The organism is Leadbetterella byssophila DSM 17132, assembly GCF_000166395.1.
GTDB lineage: Bacteria > Bacteroidota > Bacteroidia > Cytophagales > Spirosomataceae > Leadbetterella > Leadbetterella byssophila.
The window spans coordinates 1,547,678-1,568,419 of the sequence record NC_014655.1; the positions used below are offsets into that span (position 1 = coordinate 1,547,678).

Below are 20,742 nucleotides of genomic sequence, written 5' to 3' on the forward strand. Positions count from 1 at the left end.
TAATTTTCAACAGAATACAAACCTACAGATTAAATACTTGTGCATCAAGTTTTTTGTTGATTTGCTTGTTCTTCATTTGGATCAAAGTATAGTCACCTTTGGGTTCCACCATCTTAATTTCAGACAGTGCATATTCATCAAATTGCAGATCAATTTGAGAGATATATCTTTTCAGTTGAGGATCCACTGTAGTTAGAATAACCTTTCCTCCCTTTAGAAACTTGTATTTAAATTCTTTGGACTCAAACAGCTCTCCGGTAGAAGATTGAGTGATTAAATTCTGAAGTTTTTCCCATCTTTTTCCCGCCTCTTTGGACTTTCCGTTCTCCTTAACAGACATTTTCTTATCCTTAAACAAGACATCTACCACTTGTGGACTTTGATACTTCCATAGTACTGTATTGGGTTTGCTAAAATAGAGCTTCCCTCTACTCTCTGCCGGTTTTGCTAAGTACGTACTGTGCCTATATTGAATAAAATCAGCCGATAATGTCTCTGTTTGAGCGGTGAACTTCTTGATTCCGGCTTTGAACTCCCTTATTTCTGCGTCGCTCATCTCTTGACTGAAGAAGAGAAAAAAACTAACGATAAGCCATTTCATTGTGTAATTCTTCTAATGTTACTGATTGTAGCCCCCTTTCCTTCAAAACTTCTAACAAACCAGGTAGCATTTCTAAGGTTTGTGGTAAGGTGTCATGCAGAAGTACTCCGTCTCCTGCTTTTAACTTCTTCAATATTCTATTTTTAATTAACTCCGGATTTTGAATTTTAGTATCCAAAGAACGAATACTCCAGCCCATAACTATATGTCCTGTCTCTTTAATCACTTTAGATAAAGTGGGATTAGTAACTCCAAATGGAGGTCTATAAAAACGAGGCCTTTTCCCTATGATCTCCTTTAACTTGAAATCAGTCTTAAGAATCTCTTCTTTCAAGTCAGTTTTATTCAAAAATCCCGTATTCTTACCATGAGTGAAAGTATGGTTCCCCACAGCATGCCCATCCATAAGCATTCTTCGTACTAGCTCAGGGTAACCATCTACTTTATTTCCAATCAAGAAAAAAGTGACCTTATGTGGAGTTTCACTCAAAAGATCCAGCACCTTTTCAGTAAATTCCGAAGGTCCGTCATCAAAGGTGATAGCTATATGTTCAGACGTTTTATTGGAATGTTTAGCCACCACATGGTAATTCCATCTCATGTGAAATGATCCTATGGTAGTAATCAATATCCAGATCACCAGCACTAATCCTGCTGCCCATACATTATGGAGATACCAGCATAAAAAAAGTAGAACAGGAAAAACAAATATAGATACTCTATGTTTTAACATGAGCGTAATAGAATCAGACTATGATCTAGGCCCCTATATTGATTATAAAGCAATATAAACCTATACCCTTGCCTCTCTTCACCTCTGATTTTACACACCTCTGGAATAGCCTGGTTCTTCGCTACCCAATGTCCTAGCCACACTGCAAAACCTGAAGATGTATTATACTCGCCAGTCAGATGTTTATATTGCAAAACAGGAACTTCCGGAGAAATCATTTCCAAAAACACAGAATTAAACTCTTGATCATTTGGATCGTCATTCTTTCCCAGAATAAAAACATCGATGTCTTTAAGGGAAATATTTTGACGCTGCAAAAAATCCGAAATGAAGGTGGGAAATTGCTCAGCATCTACCCTATTTTGAACCTTAACTGATAGTATTTCAGCAGCACAGCTATCTCTTTTCTCTTTCCCTAATGCAAAAAAATGGGCACCCTCACTATAGGTAGCCCCCCCATCCTCCTTTTTAATCAATCCGGCTTGCATAAAAAGACCGTAGGTAATATCCGCCTTTTCGTCTACACCGCCAACTAAAACATTATTGACTTCGCCCAACTTAAATTGCAGATGTGCGTCATACAAAGCCGCCTCAAAAGAAGATGCCGCGTTCACATAAGATAAATTATAGGCTTTACATCCTAGTCCTAGGGCTATTTGAGCACCCACAGTATTATGGGTAGATTGTACGAAGGCTGTGGGGGTTAAATATTGCTCGTCATTTTCAAGGAGATTGCTCAAAAATTGCTCGGAATCCCGTATACAGCCTACACCGGTTCCTGTTAGGATAGCATCCAATGCAGGATTACCTGCCTGCTCTAATGCCATTTTCGAAGCCACCACACCATATTTTACGGCTGCTCCCATTCGTCTTATTTGCGCTGCAGGGATGTATTCCTTGTAGGGAGGAGCTTGAATTGGAAAGATGGGACCTTCATGATGAATGATCTCTTCAGGAAAGGATTCATCATAAGTCTTTTGAGCACTTATAGATGCTAAACCATTGATATACATCAGCGTGAAAAGATTAAAGTAGAACAATTTCCTCCGAAACCAAAGGAATTTGACAAGACATGTTTTAGTTCTTTTGACCTACCGTCTAGTAAGGGCCTAAGAGGAATCTCCTCCATTCCTTGCTTAAAATTCAAATTAGGATACATCCACCCGTTCTGAAGCGCAAGTAGACTAAAAACCGCCTCTATAGCTCCCGCAGCAGCTAAAGTATGGCCCGTGTAAGGTTTGGTAGAGCTGAAATCAGGAGTATTCTCTCCAAAAATGCGGAATAATGCGCGGCCTTCCGACAAGTCATTGTTCGCCGTAGCAGTGCCATGCACATTGATATAATCAATTTCTGTTGGATTTAATCCTGCTGTTTCCAAAGCTTTCTTCATGGCCATGGTAGCCCCTTCTCCATTTTCAGAAGAAGCTGTCTGATGATAGGCATCATTAGCATTACCATATCCACTAACATAACCTAAGACCTTTTTACCGTGCCTTTGAATCATCTCCTGTGATTCTAAAACCAAGTAGGCTGCAGCTTCACCTAAATTAAGCCCCTTCCTATTCTGATCAAATGGGGTATTATGCTCATCTGAAAGTATCATCAAGGTTTTGAAACCATTGATCGTAAACTTTGAAAGAGCGTCTGTTCCTCCTACCACCACTCTGTCTAATTCACCAGCGGCAATTAATTTAGCACCAAGAAGTATGGCGTTAGCTGCTGAAGAACAGGCCGTACTTATAGTAGTAACATAGCCCTTGATGCCTAAATCTTCCGCTATAACATGTGAGCTATGTCCCGGATCATGCGTTAGAATATACGGTGTCAGCTCAGGCCTATTCGGATAATCTAAAAAGTACTTTTCGGTAGTATCCATTCCACCCACACTCGTGGCGGAAATAAGCCCTACTCTCCCTTCTTCCACTCCGCCGGCTTGCGCCACCGCCTCCCTTGCTGCCCATATCCCTAATAAAGCCGTTCTGGTCCAAGGTTCTGATGTGGAAAGATTTAGATGATTAACTAATTGTATATTTGCCTTATCAATCTCTCCAACAAATATCTCGTTCGCATGCTGAGTAGGTAAATGTTTTATTCTTTTAATACCGGTTTTTCCTGCTTTCAGAGATAACCAGTTCTCCTGCACATTATCTCCAATAGCAGATATGATCCCCATACCCGTGATACCTACTCTAGCCATTTACTTCGTTCTATGATTTGTGATATATTCTGCCATGGTTTGAACAGAACGGAAGATGTTTCTACCCTCTTTTGGATCAGATAATTTAATGCCATAATCTTTGTCAAGCATTACAATCAACTCTAAAGCATCAATTGAATCTAGACCAAGACCATCACCGAATAGGGCGTCATCGTCTTGAATATCATCAGGGCTCATATCCTCCAGATTAAGGGCGGAAATGATTTTCTCTTTAATTTCTAATTTTAACTGGACCATTTATATGATTTGATTTATAAATTCTTCAGAGTGCGGAAATTCTCCTTTTTCACTCACTCCATACATTACAATCTTATAATCCTCCTCCAAAACCTCAATCCAAGCGCATAAAACCCTCTTAGCCTTCCCACTATTGATTAGAAGTTCAGCATAGGACCGGAAAAAGGAGGTTGGATACTTTCCTACTACAAAGAAACTATTTTCTGAATAAAGTTTATACTTAATGCTAATTTCTCCTAAACAAATATTTGGCAAAGTATACACAAAAACAGCCGGGCTAGGAAAAAAAGCATTTTCTTCAGAAATGCTCTTTTGATGCAGCAAATCCATATCTAAAGACGAAGAGGCATTAGCAAACAATAAGCTCACGTCTTCCCCCTCTTCCAAAAAAAATGAGGATGCTAACAAGGACAATTTACTCATCTTGTCCATTTTGAAGAACTTAGGATACTGCCAATTCAGTTCCTGATACAAAGATTTGGCAAAGGTTTGAACATCCACCCCCTCCTTTTCAAATCGAAGATCCCCGTTAATGGAACATTTCCCGGCTTTTATTTCGCAATATTTCTCAATGTACATGTCTAAAGACCACCGCCGTGTTACTGCCGCCGAATCCGGAAGCTGTTTTCATAAAATAGGTTATGGCTTTCGCCTGAATCTGTTTCGGTATGTTCATAGCATGGGAGGTACCTTGCTCACTAAATCCCAAACTAGGATATATCACTCCCCTTTTTGCGGATTCAAAAGACAAAATAGCTTCCAATAAGCCCGCAGTGCCTAAGGTATGGCCAAAGTATCCTTTCCAACTATTAACGGGCACATCCAGTAATCCTGATCTCCCCAATGCTATGGATTCCATTTCATCATTATAGATCGTGGCAGTTCCATGGGCTGAGATATAATCTAATGCGCTGGAATCGATTTTGGATTCCTCTATAGCTAATTGAATGCTCCTGTACAACCCTTCCCCCGTTCTGGATGGACCAGAAATATGGTTCGCGTCATTGATGGAAGCTTCTCCTAGTATTTCAATCTCAGAAGGACTCATACCTACTAAGACTGCTGCCGCAGCTTCTCCTAAATTCACACCTGTCCTTTCTTTATCATACGGCCTGCAAGGAGCAGATGCCATAGCTTGAAAGGATGCAAATCCACTCAATACGAAATCTGTCACCAAATCCCCTGCCAATACGTAAACTCGCTCATACATTCCACCATCAACTAGTCGTTTAGCCGTAGCCAGCGCTTGAATTCCGGAAACGCAAGCATTCGAAATAACCAGTGGAGAATTTTGAAAACCAAAATACGAAGCCAACTGATCCGCTAATTTGTAAAGGTAAACTTGCTCTACTCCTTGATCCAAATGTTGTATCTCTCCTTTCGTAGTAGACAAAAGGAGCAAATCCCTATCACTTGGTGCAAACCTATCCATAATTGGCTTACCGGCCTCTATTAGTAGGGACAGCAAATCTGAAGTGGAATCAAACCTTGCCGCATAATACGTACCTAAATGCATGTGATCATGCTCTTTTACAGCCGTTTTTCCTTGCTCCACGGCCTGCATGGTTGAGTTCAGATCCTTTCCTAAAGGTGTTATGCAGTTATAATCTATGACGAAACTCATAGCACAAAAATAGAAGAATAAGTCCTAGTTTTTCTTATTCCTACTTTTTATTTAGATTTTCAACCTACACCATGAAGTTTCTTTACCTTCTACCTCTACTCCTCTTGTTTTCATGCAAGAATTCTCCTGTTTATTCGGACAGGTCTAAATCCATTCTGGAGAGTCATTTACAAGAGTTCCAGGCCTACAAAAATCGTCCCGATTCAGACGGACCATTTAATACCAAAGAATTCCTAGTAGAAAACATTCCCTATCTATATTCAGAAGATGAAAATCTCACCAAAGTATACAATTACCGTTGGTGGATGATCTCCAAGCATATAAGACCGTATGAAGATCCTGCAGATGGAAAGAAATATACCGTATTTACAGAATTTTTTGGAGTGAAACCTTGGGCTTCAAGAAGCGGAGCTATCCCTTGTCCGGCCGGACATCAGTTTCATGACTTAAGGTGGTTAAAAGACAACACCTTTCTCAAGTCTTATATAGAATACTTCATTTCGGGATCAGCTTCTTATTTACCTCAAAGAGAGAATGCTAATTTCCTCACTTACTTAAGTAGACCTGAAGCCTTGCACTATTCCAGTTGGATGATCCACGGCGCGGAAAACTTCGTAAAAGTACATCCTGATGCCTCTTGGCTTAATCAAATATACCCTGACCTGGAAAGGCATCAGTCGCTTTGGGACAGTTTATTCCTCATCCGCAGTGGAAAAACGGCCGGACTTTATAAGATCATGGATCTTTATGATGGCATGGAATTTAGCTTATCCGCAGTTCTCGCATTGAACGCCAGCGAGGGACCTTATAAACCTTACAATGATACTACCTGGAAAGGTCTTTACTTAGGATGGGGGACTACCTCTCAGGCCGCTAAACTACCCGAAACGTCACAATTTCCAAAAGCCTTTAGAGGAGGATACCCTGAACTCTACCTGGCCAGACCTTCCATCAATTCGTACATGTATGGAAACTTACTTTCACTGTCTACCTTGAGTGAAATACTAAAGAAAATGAATCCATACCGACAAAGAGCCTCCTCTTTACAACAAAAGATCCTTTCTGAGCTGTGGTCAGAAAAAGATCAATTCTTCCATACTGTAACTGCGGGAGACAATACCTTTGGAACAAAGGACTATATGGCCCGAGTGAGGGAGTCGGTGGGTTATACCCCTTGGTACTTTAATCTCATTCCTAAGGAACAAGCATCAAAATATGCAAATGCTTGGAAAGAGCTAGATTCTGAAGATGGATTCGCACATCAATTTGGAATGACAACGGCTGAACGGAGACATCCCTACTACAATGAGGAAGCTTATGCTTGGAACGGTAGAGGCTGGCCCTTCCAAAACGCCATGGTCCTAAAAGCATTGGCTAACCACCTCCGCCATTATAATGGAGAAGGCAGAAAAACCTTTCTAAAATTAGTCAAGCAGTTAGTCCAACTGCACGGAGAGCAGGAATTGAATATTGGAGAGTGGTATATTCCCAGTAGAGGACTATCATTTGGTGGGGAAAAGGACTATTTTCATTCCAGCTTTCCGGATATGGTGATTGAAGATTTGATTGGTTTCCAAAGCAGTCATTGGCACGAATTTACCGTACAACCATTTATTGAAGGAGATTTCTATCTAGGAAACTTGAAATATCATGGACATATGCTTCAAATAGAAAGGGTGGGTCAAACGTTAAAGGTATGGAAGAATGGAAAAGCTATTTTTCAAGCCAAAGACCTTGGACAAATCCATAAAATCAAATTATAACACTCAATTAACAAACAAATTTCATGAAGAAATTATTCTTTTGTCTCCTGATTTCAACAGGACTCATGGCTCAATCCAACGCCATAAGATTCTCTCCCATTGGTGTAAATGAAATTGGAGCTACAGTAGGTCTTACTTACGAGCGATTTTTGTCCCAAAAGCTGAGTCTTGTATTTCCCCTTGATGTGGTTTTCCGTCAGCACGACAACTATTGGAATGGAGACCAGCTTAGCAGTCCTGCTTACTTCTACTTTACTCCCGGATTTAAATTCTATCCGGCCTCAGTAGACAGGCCTGTCAAGTATGCCATAGGTGCAAATGCAGTGATTGGAGCAGGACAAAGATATTATTCCGTAGACAACCATTACAATAGCCCATACCTCAAGGCAAACAATACCAGATTAGGAATAATGGTTACTAACTATGTCAACTTTGACATCACCTCCCGTTTTACTATGGGTATCAATTTTGGGCTAGGATTACTGTATGTTGACCAAAGCAAATACAAAAACAATGATCTAAACGGAACAGTACAGTTAGGGACGAATTTCGGATTTAAATTCTGACGCTGTCGAGCCATTTCTGATAGAAAGGAGGGTAAGTGAGGCACAATTCTCCTCCCTCCTCTACAAAAACCTGAACGGTTTCTCCTGTACAGACTACTTCTCCCTTTTCGTTATAAATGGTAAAAAGAAAGATCATTTTAGCTGCAATACTATCCACTAGAGCAGTTTCCACTCTGGCCGTTTCTCCATATCTTAAAGGCAACTTATGTTCAGTCAAAGTCTTTACTATGGGCGTAGTATATCCGGCAGCTTGCACATCAAGATAGGATATTCCATATTTCCTTCCAAAGGCTTCTCGCCCATCCTCAAAATACTTGATGTAATTCCCATGCCAAACTATCCCTAGTGGATCCGTCTCATTAAAACGCACCCTGAATTCGTAGGAAGTAGTTAGATGGTCTAAAACCTTATACTGCTCTTTTCTTCGCATCATAGATGAGGGAGATAGCTATCATTATTAAATAGAAACCCAACAATAATACTAGTTTGGGCAACAATTGGATCAAATGTACATGTCTTAATAAGACATCATAAAAGGCATTGAGTCCCCAGTTCATTGGAGAAAGACCAGAAACCATTTGCATAAATTCCGGCATAGCAAAAACCGGAACCCACACACCGCCTATGGCAGCAAGTATCACCACAGAAGTAGCACCGAAAGGAGCAGACTGCTCCTGGGTCTCACATACTGTACCTAATAATATTCCGAAACCAATGGCCGCAAATCCCGAACAGAAAGCAACTATGCTCATCAAACCTATATTCCCCTCTACCTGTAAAGGCTCAAGTCCTAACATAGGGAAGAGATATACTCCCACTGCCACCATCAGATAGAATTGGATCATGCAGATCACTAGGAAGGTGATGGTTTTTCCTAATATGACAATATGATAAGGCATAGGTAGCGTCCTCAATCGGACCAATGTACCTTGTCCTTTCTCCTTCACCAGGTTTATTGAAAGAGGAATAACGATAAAGAAGATAGCAAATAATGTCCATGCCGGAACATTATGCTGGGTGGCATTTGGAATAATCTCTTTTTTACCACTGTGAGGCAAGATTTCCTTGAATTCCAGAAAAGATTTTTGAGAAAATACAGCTACTGAATCACTTAACTGTTCCTGAAAAAGTGTATAAACGGTCTGCACTTCCAAATCAGACACCATCTTGTCAATATTGTTTTTTACGGCAGACTTAAAGGCTAGCTGGGTAGCAGGGTCAAAATATAGACGAATCTCCTTCTTTCCTGTGATTGTATCCTGTACTACTTCTTCTTCACCTAAACCTACATCACTTAAGATCTTATCTACATTGATCTGCACCTTTTTTACCAAATCTGAAGAAAGATTCTCCGGTACCACAACTGCCATAGGGTAGTTACCTGAAAACACCTCGGACCTTGCTTTTTCTTCTGTCAGACCTTGTCCTTCCAAGGTGCTTATTACATCAAAGCTTCCGCTCTCATCCAAGTTCCTCTTGATACTTTTCGCTACAGTCCCACCGTCCAGATCAATTAGTAAAACTTGTATCCTGGAATCACTTAAAGCTTTAAAAGAGTCCTGCTGAATCAGAGTTATAGTTACGATCAGAGCCAAAGGCATTACAAAAAGGATGATTAATGCTCCTAAATCCCTGACCAATAACAGTGTTTCCTTCTTTATAGATGCCCAAACCTTATGCATAATCACGTAATTCATTTCCAACCAGCGCTAGAAACACGTCTTCGAGGTTTTGCGCATTCGGAACCATTTCCATCAATTCTTTAGGGGTACCTTCGGCCAAAATCCTGCCATGATCCATGATGGCCACTCGAGTACAAAATTCTTGAGCTTCAGATAGATGATGTGAGGTATAAATTAAAGTAGTGCCTTGTTGATTATAAGTTCTCAAGAAATCCAAAATAACGTTTTTACTTTGAATATCCACCCCAACAGTGGGCTCATCCAGGAACAGCACATGAGGGTGATGCAGTAGGCCTGCAATCAGATTCACTCTCCTTTTCATCCCACCTGAATACGTTTCTACCCGCTTATCTGCGTGCTTACCCAGGCCTAAATGCTCTAGATTATCATTAACACTTTTCTCTAGCACATCTCCCTTCAATCCATACATGGATCCAAAATACATTAAATTCTCACGGGCAGATAAGGAAGGGTACAAAGCATATTCCTGAGGAACAACGCCTATAATTTGCTTGATTTTTTCTGCTTCAGATCTATAAGAAAAACCTTCAATGGTAAAATCTCCACTTGTGGGTGCAATTAAGCCGCAAAGCATACTGATCAGGGTAGTTTTTCCTGCCCCATTTGGACCCAATAGACCAAAAATTTCTCCGCTGCTAATCTTTAAATCCAAAGGATTCACAGAAAACTCCCCTGCTCCTTTGTATCTCTTAGTTAAAGCTTTTATGTCTACTATGGGCTTCATATCAAATGGCCTTCTTTAGACGCTTAAAAAACGCTTCTTCACGATCTGCAATAGCTTCCAGCTGCTTTCCTAACTTCACATACATTTCATCTTCCGACTTTCTGTTCTTTAAGATGCGCGAAGCATTCAAGGCAAAATCTCTCCATTCATCCCCAATCTCCGTCATTACAGAACTAAGTTCTTTCAATTCCGGCAGTCCTAGAATAGCAGATGCCTCTTGTAAAAAGGCGGCATAAATGTACCTAAAGCCTCCCCCACCTGTACCGATTTCCTCTTGCATACGCACTATTTGAGCCAGATAATGATTCGTCTTCTTCGCTCCCACCTTTTGGGGCCATTTCTGGATTTGCTTAGCTATATATCTTTCACCTTTGACACCAACAATAGGAAAGGGGGCTAACATATCTGAACATGTACTATTGATAGCCTTCCTGATAGCCTTTGAAAGATCTATGTCTTTTGGAATGTAAATCGGATAATACATTTGGCCTTTAGGGGCAAACGCTCCTTTAGCGAAACGCACTTTGTCTAGCTCCGGTCCACTTAATGAGGTAGTAAACTCCATTACAGGATCAGATATTAAATACCTGTCGCCCTCCTTTCCATACACCACCATATTGTGGGCATTGAAATGGAATCTGTATTGATCAGGGAAATACGGCAAATGATATACCCCAACCTGTAGGCCCGTAGGAATACCTTTTTCCAAATTCTCATCCAAAGCTTTTCTAGCACTTTCGGGATTTGAAAATCTCATTCTCTTTATTTTCAGGCCTAATCTTTTTGCCGCCTTACTAAAGATACTACCCGGCATTGGGCGGTAGCTGATAGCAGGTGCCTGATTCACCATCAAAAAAGGAATATAAACGTAAAATATACCGGATCCCAAACCAAAGACCATAGGTTCACTTAGTTGCAATCCATTGAATTTCATTAGGTTTGATGCTACACCATTTTCACAGTGTGCCGCCTGATGATGTTTAAAATCTATTTTCATTCTTAGGGCTTAAAATGTACCAGCTCTTCGACACTGATCTCAAAGGCATCTGCGTACTTCTGTAAAATTTTTGGAGATAGATTCCTAAAGTGCTTCATTTTTAGATGCCGCTTGACTCTCCAAATCCAATAACCTGTATAACCAGACAAAACCGGAACATCCATCTTATTCAGATACATGAAATATAAGATAGGACTAGCTTCTCCTGCCTTTATCTTTTCTTTGGCATCTTCTATCCATTCCTCAAGCGCATCCATGGATTTATCCAAGGCTATCTTCTTCGCCTCCCAACCTGTACTTAGGGCCGTAGTGTAGTTTCCGTCCTCATCCACAGCGTAATATACTTCCCGAATATTCGCGGATGCCAGGTTACTTTCATCCTGTGGTACTTCGTCCTTTTTCATGCTCTTGTATGAATAGATTTATTTCGCCTTCCAAAAGTAATAAGTCGCCTCGAAAAGTTTTGCATTCAACGCGACAAGTACTGTAATTTTCCGCGTCGTATCTAGAGATCAATCTAGCTTCAGTTCTTAGGAGATCTCCCACCTTAGGGAGTTCATAGATGTGGACGCTTCGGATGGAACTTATAAATCCTATAACGCTTTTCCCTTCCAAAGAGTAGCTTTGAGCTACAATACATGAAGCTGACTGTGCTGCATTCTCTACCAGACCGGCTTCGAGGAATGAGGAATTTTCTACAAACACAGAGTCCTTTGGCACTTCATATACACAAATAACCTCCGCATCATCAATCTGGGTTATAGCATCAATGGCTAACATAGGTGCTGTATGCGGCAGAAATTGGTGTATATCTATCATGTAGCTATTACAGTTTTCATTTTTGCCCTTGCCAGATACTTCCCACTGACATAGGTTTGTATATCTACTAAAGTTATTCCATTAAATTCTTGCAGGATCTCCACTTTGCTCTCTAGCTTATCTCCTACTCTTGGAAGAAATGCTATTTCCACTTCATTGATAGCACCTATATAACCGGTTGGAGGATCTTCATTTCTAAGGAAATAAGCGTAACCCGTATGCAAGGCTACAGATTGGGCCATATGTTCTATGATCCCACCTTCCAGAAAATATCCCTCATAACTAAATACGGCAGATTCAGGAACTATAAAAGAGGCCTCCAGGGTAGTTTCAGTATAATTCACCAAAGTATCTACCATTACGAAAGGCTCCTTTTGTGGAATCAAGTTCATGCGCCTACCACGGTTAAAAGTGCATACGTATAAGAGAAGCGGGCACTTTCCGGAACAGAAAGCAGGATTTTATCTCCCTCCTTTAGTTTTCCTGAGGCAAATAGCTCTTCTACCATTAAGTAAATAGAACCGGCTCCTACATTACCTACTTGGGCTAAATTCATGAACCATTTTTCCGGAGCCATGGGTGCACCGTGTGCTTCTAAGGATTTACCCAAACCTTCCACAAAGTAGTGAGAAGAGACATGGGGCAAGAAATAATCTATTTCCTCCGAACTAATGTCGTGTTTATCTATAGCCATCTTTAAACTCTCGGCTCCTTTTTCCAAAATGTATTGGTCCAAAAGTTTAGTATCTTGTTTGATGGCAAAAATGGATTCATTTAACCACTCTTGGGGAGTATATAAGCTCCAAGGTTTTACCTCTCCATTCTCCTCCTTTTCACAGCCGGCATACATGCAGGTTTCAATTTCATGGGCATAGGAATATCCCTCCATCCAGTCAATTCTCAGAGACAATGTTCCTCTAGGTTTATCTTCCAGGAGGAATGCCCCGGCACCATCAGATAACATGAAGCGGAGAAAGTCCTTTTTGAATGCCAAAATAGGAGTAGCTTCCATTTTCTCAAGATGCTCCACCTCTACATTAAACTTATCTGCCAGCATCCAGGAAGAGGTACGCTCAGACCCCGTACAAACGGCATTTTTGGTTTGTTCGGATTTAACAGACAAGTATCCAAACTTTAATGCATTCATCCCCGCACAGCAGTTGCCCGAAGCACAATTCACCTCTACATTCCTGTTTTTTAGGAAACCGTGAACCAATACGGCATGCGATGGCATTAAGGTATCCGGAGAGGATGTTCCACAAGAAAGTAACTCCATATCTTGAGGCCCAAAATGTTCATCGTACAATCCCTCTATAGCCTCAGCAGTTAATTGTGCATTTGTGTGGGTGCTGTTGCCTTCCTTGTCAAAGGCATAATATCTCTGTTTGATACCGTTATTTCTTAGAACAATACGCTTTGCACGCGAGGCGGAGTTATGCACTAAACCCAAATATTCTTCCATTTCATCATTCGAGATAGGAGAATTGGGTAAAAACTTCGAAACACGCGTAATAAAAACTTCTGCCATACAACTAAACGCTCTGATAATAAGCTTTTTCTTTTAAAAATAAACTCCTCCAAAATGGATAAGTAAGGTAGTGGAATAAGAATACTATGGGAGAAACCACATAAAGTGCCAACACCACATAAACATTAAATAGTTTCAATAAGAACTTTCTCTTTTTCGGATTCTTTTCAATGATGGACAACCATTTGCTAAAAATCTTGTTCCCCTTTTGATCTACAGAGAGCAAAAAGGAGCTAATATGAACTGCTCCCTCTTTGACTAAATCACTTTGTAAAGAAGATAGAGTCCCTCCTTCTAAATGTTTGCCAATGACATCTCCAAATCTTTCCGCTCCTTTGATATCCTCTTCAGAGACTCCGGGCATGGGTAATACCCCCAAATACTTTCTCTTTACTCCAGAAAATAGCCAATCTACAATCGTTACTACACTGACTAGGTTTCCTGCTTTATCTACTAGGGCAATATTCCCCACTAAAGTGGCTCCGGCGGCTTTTAATAATACTTTAAGCTTTTCTTGAGCTTTGATCCACATATTTCTGGTCGCAGAAATCGTGACCACAGGCGCAGAGCTTAATAGCTTTTTCCCACCTTCAGATTTCACAAAAGAAGTTATAGGGATACTTGGGCTTAAGAACCAAACCTGATAATGAAATAAAATCAAATCAAACTTCTGATTTAATATCTCTTCAGGAATTGGCTTAAGAGGTATGGTTTTTTGTCCAAACGCCTCTGGAAAAGCTCCAAAAAACTCCTCTCCATTCCATGGAAACGGATAGTCTTTCTCCGGCTCTATTTTATACCAAACTATATTGTGCTTTTCCAATGGACGCACCAAATTGTCCGCAATCTCTTTTAATTGTCCGGATTGGGTATAGTAAACTACTAATACATTCATTCTTGGTGCTTTACTTAGGGAACCTTATAGTTCACAAAATTAACAATGATTTTTTAAATGATTCAATGTTTTTTACTTAGCCAAACAATTCCTGGAATACCTCTTCCAACTTCCCTACGCCGCGTATTTCTATGGAAAAATTTTCTGTCCTAATACTTTTAAGATGATTTTTGGAAATAAAGATCTTCTCAAAGCCTAACTTTGCTGCTTCAGAAATTCTTGCTTCCACTCTATTTACCGGTCTAATTTCTCCTCCTAAACCTACTTCCGCTCCGAAGCAAACCGAGTGAGGTATCACCAAATCTTCGTAAGAGGACACGATGCTACTACATACCGCAAGGTCTATAGCCGGGTCATCTACTCTTAATCCTCCAGCCACGTTGAGGAATACGTCCTGGGTGCCCAGTCGGAATCCTCCCCTCTTTTCAAGTACAGCCAAAAGCATCTGAAGTCTTCTAGGATCAAAACCATTACTGCTGCGTTGAGGTGTACCATAATTAGCAGTGCTAACTAATGACTGAATCTCTATCTGCAGTGGTCTGTTCCCTTCAATCATGGCTGCTATGGCCACTCCGCTTAATTGCTCTGTCTTTTCAGAAATAAGGATCTCTGATGGGTTACTTACTTGTCTTAAACCCTCAGAAAGCATTTCATAGATTCCCAATTCTGAGGCATTACCAAATCTGTTCTTTATGGTGCGAAGGATTCTATAGGTCATGAATCTATCCCCCTCAAACTGTAGAACGGTATCTACCATATGTTCGAGGACCTTCGGACCGGCTAATGAACCCTCCTTTGTGATATGACCAATTAGAATAACCGGCACATCAGATTCCTTAGCGAATCGCATGATTTCAGCGGCACATTCTTTCACCTGCGAGACAGACCCTGCACCACTGTCCACAAGCGGAGAAACCAAAGTCTGAATAGAGTCTATGATGACTACATCAGGCTCAATCATTTCAATGTGCTTAAATATCACATCCGTAGCCGTTTCAGTCAAAACATAACACCTCTCATTCTTTAGAGGAATTCTCTCTGCCCTCATCTTGATCTGCTGCTCACTTTCTTCACCTGAAACATAGAGGATATTATAGTCTTTAAGACCTAATGCCAACTGAAGCATCAAAGTAGATTTCCCTATCCCCGGCTCTCCTCCCACTAGGATCAAAGATCCGGGAACAAGCCCTCCACCGAGTACCCTGTTAAACTCTTCGTCTTCAGTGATTATTCTATATTTTTCTGCATGATCTATCTGGGATAAAAGCCTTGGCTTTGAGGTGATTTTATCCGGTTTTCTCCATAAACTTCTCTCTGTTTCCCCATTGGAAACTACTTCCTCCACAAAAGTACTCCATTCCCCGCAAGAAGGGCACCTACCTAACCATTTGGGAGAATTGTATCCACATTTCTGACAAAAAAAAGAAGTTTTTACTTTAGCCATCCTATACTTATTAGCCCGCAATATACGTTTTTATAATAACTTGCACTTAAAATGAAAAACTAAACAAATCACATCATGAAAAAATTATTTCTAGTTCTATCTACCATTTTCTTCGCCCATGCAGCATCCGCTCAATTTGCACTGGGAATTAAAGGTGGTATTAACTTGAACAAAATCCACACAGAATCTGGCTCGCTAGGAAATGCAATTGAAGAAAGTCTTGATAGCAAGACCGGTTTTTCAGGCGGTCTCTTTGCGCGAATTGGAGATGGCATTTACCTACAACCGGAGATTCTTTACACCGAGAGAAACGGTAAAGTTATGGTTTCCAATGCTGGACACGATATCAAAATTAAGAATATAGATATTCCTGTGCTCGTAGGTATCAAATTATTTGACGTGCTACGTGTAAATGCTGGCCCCGTGGCTACTCTTAAACTAAAAGAAGAACATACCTTCCTTAATAATGTAACTACGACATTGAAAGAAAAGGACGCCTTCAAGAATGCCACTTTTGGATACCAGTTGGGAGCTGGTCTAACCTTCGGCAGATTGGACATTGATGTTAGAAAAGAAGGTAGCTTAGGCAGTATTTCCAGCAAGCACTTCCAGGACGACAAGTTCAATCAAAAGACTGACGGCTGGCAGTTGACCCTAGGATTAAGAATTCTATAATTAATAGGAGCCCCACTAAACAGTGTGGCTTTTTTTTATGATCTACCAAACCTTAATCTGGATAACCATTATCCTTACCTTACTTCCCTTAATCCCTTCACCTCATTGGAGCTTTCGGGTGCCGGATTTTGGAAAGATTCAGCTCTTTTGTACAGATAGTATTATTAGGCCTTAGTTGGCTTGACTTTCATCCCATTAGCTTTTCCCCCTTACTAGCTACCTCCCTGTTGAATGGAAGTTTGCTATTAAAATATACTCCGCTTTATCCCACGTCGAGAAAACCTGTAGGAAATCATGCCTCCAAACCCTTTACCATCCTGAATGTATATCAAGATAATACGAATTACCAAAAGTTCTTGGATCTGGTAACTCAAATTAATCCCGACCTCATACTCACCAGTGACACCGGCTGGGATCAGGCACTAGAATCTTTGCACAAAGACTACCCTTACCATCTAAAAGCTCCCCTTGATAACACCTACGGCATGCACCTCTTTTCCCGGCTACCATTTTTAAAGAGTAAGATCCACTTTTTTGTAGCTGATGATTAACCCAGTATGGAAGCGGAAGTTGATGGAGGAGATAACTTTAAATTTAAAGTTTATGCTTTACATCGACCTAATCCTACCGAAGAAGAAACTTCAAGAGAAAGAGATGGAGATCTTTTGTCTGTGGCTAAGTCCATAAGAAATGATAAAGATATACCTACAGTAGCCATAGGAGATTTCAATTGTGTAGCTTGGGCAGAAGCCTCCCGCTTATTTAAACATCTGAACTTACAGATCCATGCGTAGGAAGAGGGTTTATATCTACATTCCATGCCAAATACAAGTTACTAAGATTCCCCATAGACCAAGTCTACCATAGTCCTGACATCTTTGTAAAGGATTTAAAAACTTTAGCTAATGTAGATTCAGACCATCTCCCATTTTTGTTTAGATTTGTGATTGACCCTCAAAATTCTTCCCAAGAGGACTTGGTGGAGTCTGCAGAGCATGCTGATTTAGTTAAAGTGGAAGAAAAAATAGAGGAAGGTAAAGAAGAAACCAGCGAAAGATGAAGAAACTTATTGTAGCACTACTATTAGTATCCTCCGGTGCATACGCACAGATTGCCATAGCCATCCATGGAGGAGCAGGTACCATCACCAGAAAGAACATGAGTCCTGCTATGGAAAAGGCCTATAGAGAAGGCTTAGAAAAGGCACTAAAGAAAGGATACAGTATCTTAGAAAAGGGAGGAAGTAGCCTGGATGCAGTAGAAGCCGCAGTCATGGAGATGGAAAACAATCCGCTTTTTAACGCTGCTAAAGGTGCCGTTTTTACTCATGAAGGGAAAAACGAGTTAGATGCAGCCATCATGTCCGGTAAAGATTTAAAGGCAGGGGCTATAGCAGGAGTTACCACCTTGAAGAACCCTATTCGCACAGCACGCAAAGTTATGGAAAACTCAGCGCATGTCATGTTAGTAGGAAAAGGCGCAGAGGAATTTGCAAAGCTTCAAGGAGAGGAAATCGTAGATCCATCCTATTTCCACACGGAAACCAGATGGAATGGGCTTCAAAGAGCATTGAAAGCAGAAAAGGTGCAATTGGACCATACTGATTCTACAAAGAAGGAGGAGCCCAGAAGAACAGGATCACTCATTTTTGATGAAGGAAAGAAATACGGAACCGTGGGCGCCGTAGCTTTAGATAAAGACGGAAACTTAGCAGCTGCCACTTCTACCGGAGGAATGACAAATAAGAGATGGAACAGAGTAGGTGACGCGCCCATTATAGGTGCGGGTACTTATGCCAACAACGCCACTTGTGCCATATCAGCTACAGGACATGGAGAATATTTCATTCGTTCTGTGGTAGCTTATGACGTATCGGCCCTTATAGAATACAAAGGCCTTAGCTTGAAAGATGCTTCAGAAGAAGTGGTGATGAAAAAACTGGTGGAAAGAGGTGGAGAAGGTGGACTAATTGCCGTAGATAAGAAGGGAAATGTCAGCTTACCCTTTAATTCAGAAGGCATGTACAGAGCCTCTATAGATAAGACAGGCAAGGTTTATATAGGCATTTTCAAAGATGATACTAATTAAGGGAATAAGATTTAGGAGGATTGAAGCTATAGCGCTTTGGCCTTTCGTATTAGTCAAAAGCCAAAATCCTTCTCAAAGAACCCTTAGACACGAAAAAATACATTTGAGGCAGCAATTAGAAATGCTAATTTTGCCCTTCTACCTTTGGTATGTCTTTGAATGGATGTACAAATGGTGGAAACTTGGGGATGCAGATAAAGCGTATTATGATATTTGCTTTGAAAGGGAGGCTTATAAAAACGAGGATGAACCCCATTATTTAAATTTAAGAAAATTTTGGAACTTTACCAAATACTTATGAAAATAATTATTATCAATGGCCCTAACTTGAATCTCCTTGGGAAGAGAGAACCTGAGATCTATGGCAGCCAAAGCTTTGAAGACTATTTCGAGAAATTGAAAGCGGCATTCCCCCAAGTTGAACTGGAATATTTTCAATCCAATCATGAAGGAGCACTCATAGATAAGATACATGAGGTAGGGTTCAGCTATGATGGTATCATCTTAAATGCAGGTGGGCTTACACATACCTCTGTAGCTTTGGCAGATGCCTTAGGTGGAGTAAAAACTCCAACCGTAGAAGTACATATCTCCAATATTCATGCAAGAGAAGAATTCAGGAAGCATTCCTATATAAGTCCAAAAGCCCGAGGCGCCATCTTTGGCCTAGGGCTTTCGGGATATAAATTAGCTATTTCCTATTTCTTAGAGAACTTATAGTCCATTCTTTTCGTAATGGGCTATAAAATTCAATACTTCCTCAATGGGAATTCTTCTACCTATGATTCTTTTCTTCTCATCTAGTATATAGACGGTAGGAGTAGAATACACATCATATTTTGTAAAGAAATCATATTTCTTATCAGGGTCATATACATTGATTAATCTAGAGGTATCATATTCCTTTATAAATTTCTTCATCTCCTCCAGATCTCTCTCATGATCTGTAGCCACATTCCATACTACAATACCTTTCGACTTATTTTCGTCTTGGAACTTCACTAATGCCGGTGCAGCATCCTTACAGTGACCACAAGTAGGGCTATAGAAGTTCACTATTGTATACTTTGCCTTTTGTTGTGAAAGCTGGTAAATTTTCCCCTCGGCATCCTTCAAAACAAGCTCAGGCAGCACTTTCCCTGTCTCCAGAGGCTTCATTATATTCAATCTCTCCCTGAACCTGTCCAATGTACTTTGCTCTAGCCAGTCGGCATCTTTCAAGTAAAAATTCTCATACAAATGAATGATGACACCGTCTAGGCCCACCACATCAGTGGTTTCATATTTGTTCGTTATATACCAAAGTGTATATCTATAGATGTCCTTATTCTTCTTGGACATTTCTAGCACTTTTGTGGTTTCCTTTTTAAGGGAATCCGTCTTTTGGTAAACCAAATTTGAGAAATATCTCTCTAATTTACTCTCCAAGAAGGGGGTTCTAATCATCCTTTCGTCTGAAAAGTCTAAGCCATCAAAGAATTGAGCTTTATAGACTCTGTAAGCATAGGTAGAATCCTTTTTACCGTTTGGTAAGGTTGGAATCTCCGTTGGTATCTCCGGTTCTATATTCGCTCTTAATAATTTAGATGCAAAAAGGTCCGGATTCGCGTCTATAACACGCTTAATTTCTCCATTTACTTCTTTGCCTAAGGCATCTAGCTGACGCTGAAGGGTGCTTACTTTACTTGGATTTGTTTCTGTCCCTAACTGCTTTTGAAGGGACTCTCCCACCTTCATCTTTTGGGTTAGGAATTTTCGGTAATTGAACATGACCTCATTTTCCTTTGACCCTTTGAATTTTACAGAATTAACATAATCCGTTGTGTCAAATTCCATATATATGTCGTCTTCCTTACCGGAGACCACTAAATCATAGAATTTTGACGGAGAAAGCAAAACCATGTATAGTCCCCCTTTCCACCCTCCTTCTGGAGATTGAAAGCGAAGCAGGCCATCAGAACCTACTTTTACAGAATCCACTTTAGACAGCTGTTTACTACCGTAATAGTGGGCCAGGTGCACATATTGGTTCGGATTTGCCAAAGGCATCTTCACCGTAATCTTCTGTTGACCCACTGCAGCAAAACTCCAAAGGGTGCAAAAGAGGAACCATTTTTTCATAGGTAC

26 protein-coding genes are annotated in these 20,742 nt (G+C 40.5%); 8 read left to right on the plus strand and 18 right to left on the minus strand.

All coding sequences use genetic code 11. The annotated features are described in order from the left end of the window. Positions 1–22: 22 nt before the first annotated feature. From lolA2 to LBYS_RS07460, 7 genes are read right to left on the minus strand one after another with little or no spacing between them, the layout of a single operon-like run. Positions 23–601, minus strand: coding sequence for a flexirubin biosynthesis/transport protein LolA2 (gene lolA2 / locus LBYS_RS07430; protein WP_013408254.1), 579 nt, complete (start codon positions 599–601; stop codon positions 23–25). Next, a complete protein-coding gene (locus LBYS_RS07435; RefSeq protein WP_013408255.1) occupies positions 582–1,334 on the minus strand; it encodes a polysaccharide deacetylase family protein in 753 nt (250 codons plus the stop codon). The genes lolA2 and LBYS_RS07435 overlap by 20 nt, the downstream gene beginning before the upstream one ends. Next, entirely contained in the window at positions 1,328–2,347 is a 1,020-nt protein-coding gene (locus LBYS_RS07440) for a beta-ketoacyl synthase N-terminal-like domain-containing protein (RefSeq protein WP_013408256.1), read from the minus strand. The genes LBYS_RS07435 and LBYS_RS07440 overlap by 7 nt, the downstream gene beginning before the upstream one ends. Then, positions 2,347–3,531, minus strand: a complete 1,185-nt coding sequence (locus LBYS_RS07445; RefSeq protein WP_013408257.1) for a beta-ketoacyl-[acyl-carrier-protein] synthase family protein — start codon at positions 3,529–3,531, stop codon at positions 2,347–2,349. The genes LBYS_RS07440 and LBYS_RS07445 overlap by 1 nt, the downstream gene beginning before the upstream one ends. Next, positions 3,532–3,789 (minus strand): phosphopantetheine-binding protein, encoded by a 258-nt coding sequence (locus LBYS_RS07450; RefSeq protein WP_013408258.1) that lies wholly within the window; start codon positions 3,787–3,789, stop codon positions 3,532–3,534. Continuing rightward, positions 3,790–4,368: a hypothetical protein gene (locus LBYS_RS07455; protein ID WP_013408259.1), complete on the minus strand. Its 579-nt coding sequence runs from the start codon at positions 4,366–4,368 to the stop codon at positions 3,790–3,792. Beyond that, a complete protein-coding gene (locus LBYS_RS07460) occupies positions 4,358–5,413 on the minus strand; it encodes a beta-ketoacyl synthase N-terminal-like domain-containing protein (protein WP_013408260.1) in 1,056 nt (351 codons plus the stop codon). The genes LBYS_RS07455 and LBYS_RS07460 overlap by 11 nt, the downstream gene beginning before the upstream one ends. Positions 5,414–5,484: 71 nt before the next feature. Between LBYS_RS07460 and LBYS_RS07465 the strand changes: the two genes are divergently transcribed. Both LBYS_RS07465 and LBYS_RS07470 read left to right on the plus strand, forming a co-directional pair. Then, entirely contained in the window at positions 5,485–7,176 is a 1,692-nt protein-coding gene (locus tag LBYS_RS07465; protein ID WP_013408261.1) for an MGH1-like glycoside hydrolase domain-containing protein, read from the plus strand. 23 nt (positions 7,177–7,199) lie between these two features. Beyond that, a complete protein-coding gene (locus LBYS_RS07470; protein ID WP_013408262.1) occupies positions 7,200–7,742 on the plus strand; it encodes a hypothetical protein in 543 nt (180 codons plus the stop codon). On the opposite strand, the gene LBYS_RS07475 is transcribed toward LBYS_RS07470, so the two are convergent. The 10 genes from LBYS_RS07475 to radA form a co-directional block, all read right to left on the minus strand. After that, positions 7,732–8,175: an acyl-CoA thioesterase gene (locus LBYS_RS07475; protein WP_013408263.1), complete on the minus strand. Its 444-nt coding sequence runs from the start codon at positions 8,173–8,175 to the stop codon at positions 7,732–7,734. The two genes, LBYS_RS07470 and LBYS_RS07475, sit on opposite strands and share 11 nt — an antisense overlap. Then, a complete protein-coding gene (locus LBYS_RS07480; RefSeq protein WP_013408264.1) occupies positions 8,150–9,439 on the minus strand; it encodes an ABC transporter permease in 1,290 nt (429 codons plus the stop codon). The genes LBYS_RS07475 and LBYS_RS07480 overlap by 26 nt, the downstream gene beginning before the upstream one ends. Next, entirely contained in the window at positions 9,417–10,169 is a 753-nt protein-coding gene (locus tag LBYS_RS07485) for an ABC transporter ATP-binding protein (RefSeq protein ID WP_013408265.1), read from the minus strand. Before LBYS_RS07485 ends, LBYS_RS07480 begins: the two co-directional genes overlap by 23 nt. Before the next feature lies 1 nt (position 10,170). After that, positions 10,171–11,166 carry a BtrH-related acyltransferase DarH gene (darH, locus tag LBYS_RS07490; protein ID WP_013408266.1) on the minus strand — a complete coding sequence of 332 codons (996 nt, stop codon included), beginning with the start codon at positions 11,164–11,166 and terminating at the stop codon, positions 10,171–10,173. A gap of 2 nt (positions 11,167–11,168) precedes the next feature. Further along, a complete protein-coding gene (gene DarG / locus LBYS_RS07495) occupies positions 11,169–11,570 on the minus strand; it encodes a flexirubin biosynthesis protein DarG (RefSeq protein WP_013408267.1) in 402 nt (133 codons plus the stop codon). Then, positions 11,542–11,985: a hotdog family protein gene (locus LBYS_RS07500; protein ID WP_013408268.1), complete on the minus strand. Its 444-nt coding sequence runs from the start codon at positions 11,983–11,985 to the stop codon at positions 11,542–11,544. Before LBYS_RS07500 ends, DarG begins: the two co-directional genes overlap by 29 nt. After that, positions 11,982–12,377 carry a hotdog family protein gene (locus LBYS_RS07505; RefSeq protein WP_013408269.1) on the minus strand — a complete coding sequence of 132 codons (396 nt, stop codon included), beginning with the start codon at positions 12,375–12,377 and terminating at the stop codon, positions 11,982–11,984. Before LBYS_RS07505 ends, LBYS_RS07500 begins: the two co-directional genes overlap by 4 nt. Then, entirely contained in the window at positions 12,374–13,513 is a 1,140-nt protein-coding gene (gene darB / locus LBYS_RS07510) for a dialkylresorcinol biosynthesis protein DarB (protein WP_013408270.1), read from the minus strand. Before darB ends, LBYS_RS07505 begins: the two co-directional genes overlap by 4 nt. A 4-nt stretch (positions 13,514–13,517) precedes the next feature. Next, a complete protein-coding gene (locus LBYS_RS07515; RefSeq protein WP_013408271.1) occupies positions 13,518–14,408 on the minus strand; it encodes a hypothetical protein in 891 nt (296 codons plus the stop codon). A gap of 76 nt (positions 14,409–14,484) precedes the next feature. After that, positions 14,485–15,852 carry a DNA repair protein RadA gene (radA, locus tag LBYS_RS07520; protein WP_013408272.1) on the minus strand — a complete coding sequence of 456 codons (1,368 nt, stop codon included), beginning with the start codon at positions 15,850–15,852 and terminating at the stop codon, positions 14,485–14,487. 75 nt (positions 15,853–15,927) lie between these two features. On the opposite strand from radA, the gene LBYS_RS07525 reads away from it, so the two are divergent. From LBYS_RS07525 to aroQ, 6 genes are all read left to right on the plus strand, one after another. Next, positions 15,928–16,527, plus strand: coding sequence for an outer membrane beta-barrel protein (locus tag LBYS_RS07525; protein ID WP_013408273.1), 600 nt, complete (start codon positions 15,928–15,930; stop codon positions 16,525–16,527). A 128-nt stretch (positions 16,528–16,655) separates the two neighbouring features. Beyond that, positions 16,656–17,078, plus strand: coding sequence for an endonuclease/exonuclease/phosphatase family protein (locus LBYS_RS18250; protein WP_049781343.1), 423 nt, complete (start codon positions 16,656–16,658; stop codon positions 17,076–17,078). A gap of 6 nt (positions 17,079–17,084) precedes the next feature. Beyond that, complete coding sequence (locus LBYS_RS18255; protein WP_049781344.1) at positions 17,085–17,321, plus strand: endonuclease/exonuclease/phosphatase family protein; 237 nt, start codon at positions 17,085–17,087, stop codon at positions 17,319–17,321. A 137-nt stretch (positions 17,322–17,458) separates the two neighbouring features. Next, positions 17,459–17,587, plus strand: a complete 129-nt coding sequence (locus LBYS_RS19745) for a hypothetical protein (RefSeq protein WP_262494824.1) — start codon at positions 17,459–17,461, stop codon at positions 17,585–17,587. Beyond that, positions 17,584–18,615 (plus strand): isoaspartyl peptidase/L-asparaginase family protein, encoded by a 1,032-nt coding sequence (locus LBYS_RS07535; protein WP_013408274.1) that lies wholly within the window; start codon positions 17,584–17,586, stop codon positions 18,613–18,615. The genes LBYS_RS19745 and LBYS_RS07535 overlap by 4 nt, the downstream gene beginning before the upstream one ends. 297 nt (positions 18,616–18,912) lie before the next feature. Then, on the plus strand, positions 18,913–19,335 hold the full coding sequence (gene aroQ, locus LBYS_RS07545; protein WP_013408276.1) for a type II 3-dehydroquinate dehydratase: 423 nt from the start codon (positions 18,913–18,915) through the stop codon (positions 19,333–19,335). On the opposite strand, the gene LBYS_RS07550 is transcribed toward aroQ, so the two are convergent. Further along, complete coding sequence (locus LBYS_RS07550) at positions 19,330–20,736, minus strand: redoxin domain-containing protein (RefSeq protein WP_013408277.1); 1,407 nt, start codon at positions 20,734–20,736, stop codon at positions 19,330–19,332. The genes aroQ and LBYS_RS07550 overlap by 6 nt on opposite strands. Positions 20,737–20,742: the final 6 nt, after the last annotated feature.

Coding starts and splice junctions, on each gene's coding strand:
- darB (WP_013408270.1), bottom strand. CDS start 13,513: ATGGCAGAAGTTTTTATTACGCGTGTTTCGAAGTTTTTACCCAATTCT.
- LBYS_RS07450 (WP_013408258.1), bottom strand. CDS start 3,789: ATGGTCCAGTTAAAATTAGAAATTAAAGAGAAAATCATTTCCGCCCTT.
- LBYS_RS07475 (WP_013408263.1), bottom strand. CDS start 8,175: ATGATGCGAAGAAAAGAGCAGTATAAGGTTTTAGACCATCTAACTACT.
- aroQ (WP_013408276.1), top strand. CDS start 18,913: ATGAAAATAATTATTATCAATGGCCCTAACTTGAATCTCCTTGGGAAG.
- LBYS_RS07440 (WP_013408256.1), bottom strand. CDS start 2,347: ATGTATATCAATGGTTTAGCATCTATAAGTGCTCAAAAGACTTATGAT.
- lolA2 (WP_013408254.1), bottom strand. CDS start 601: ATGAAATGGCTTATCGTTAGTTTTTTTCTCTTCTTCAGTCAAGAGATG.
- radA (WP_013408272.1), bottom strand. CDS start 15,852: ATGGCTAAAGTAAAAACTTCTTTTTTTTGTCAGAAATGTGGATACAAT.
- LBYS_RS07485 (WP_013408265.1), bottom strand. CDS start 10,169: ATGAAGCCCATAGTAGACATAAAAGCTTTAACTAAGAGATACAAAGGA.
- LBYS_RS07465 (WP_013408261.1), top strand. CDS start 5,485: ATGAAGTTTCTTTACCTTCTACCTCTACTCCTCTTGTTTTCATGCAAG.
- LBYS_RS07500 (WP_013408268.1), bottom strand. CDS start 11,985: ATGATAGATATACACCAATTTCTGCCGCATACAGCACCTATGTTAGCC.
- LBYS_RS07445 (WP_013408257.1), bottom strand. CDS start 3,531: ATGGCTAGAGTAGGTATCACGGGTATGGGGATCATATCTGCTATTGGA.
- LBYS_RS07525 (WP_013408273.1), top strand. CDS start 15,928: ATGAAAAAATTATTTCTAGTTCTATCTACCATTTTCTTCGCCCATGCA.
- LBYS_RS18255 (WP_049781344.1), top strand. CDS start 17,085: ATGGAAGCGGAAGTTGATGGAGGAGATAACTTTAAATTTAAAGTTTAT.
- LBYS_RS07470 (WP_013408262.1), top strand. CDS start 7,200: ATGAAGAAATTATTCTTTTGTCTCCTGATTTCAACAGGACTCATGGCT.
- LBYS_RS07460 (WP_013408260.1), bottom strand. CDS start 5,413: ATGAGTTTCGTCATAGATTATAACTGCATAACACCTTTAGGAAAGGAT.
- LBYS_RS07535 (WP_013408274.1), top strand. CDS start 17,584: ATGAAGAAACTTATTGTAGCACTACTATTAGTATCCTCCGGTGCATAC.
- DarG (WP_013408267.1), bottom strand. CDS start 11,570: ATGAAAAAGGACGAAGTACCACAGGATGAAAGTAACCTGGCATCCGCG.
- LBYS_RS07455 (WP_013408259.1), bottom strand. CDS start 4,368: ATGTACATTGAGAAATATTGCGAAATAAAAGCCGGGAAATGTTCCATT.
- LBYS_RS07515 (WP_013408271.1), bottom strand. CDS start 14,408: ATGAATGTATTAGTAGTTTACTATACCCAATCCGGACAATTAAAAGAG.
- LBYS_RS07550 (WP_013408277.1), bottom strand. CDS start 20,736: ATGAAAAAATGGTTCCTCTTTTGCACCCTTTGGAGTTTTGCTGCAGTG.
- LBYS_RS07480 (WP_013408264.1), bottom strand. CDS start 9,439: ATGAATTACGTGATTATGCATAAGGTTTGGGCATCTATAAAGAAGGAA.
- LBYS_RS07435 (WP_013408255.1), bottom strand. CDS start 1,334: ATGTTAAAACATAGAGTATCTATATTTGTTTTTCCTGTTCTACTTTTT.
- darH (WP_013408266.1), bottom strand. CDS start 11,166: ATGAAAATAGATTTTAAACATCATCAGGCGGCACACTGTGAAAATGGT.
- LBYS_RS07505 (WP_013408269.1), bottom strand. CDS start 12,377: ATGAACTTGATTCCACAAAAGGAGCCTTTCGTAATGGTAGATACTTTG.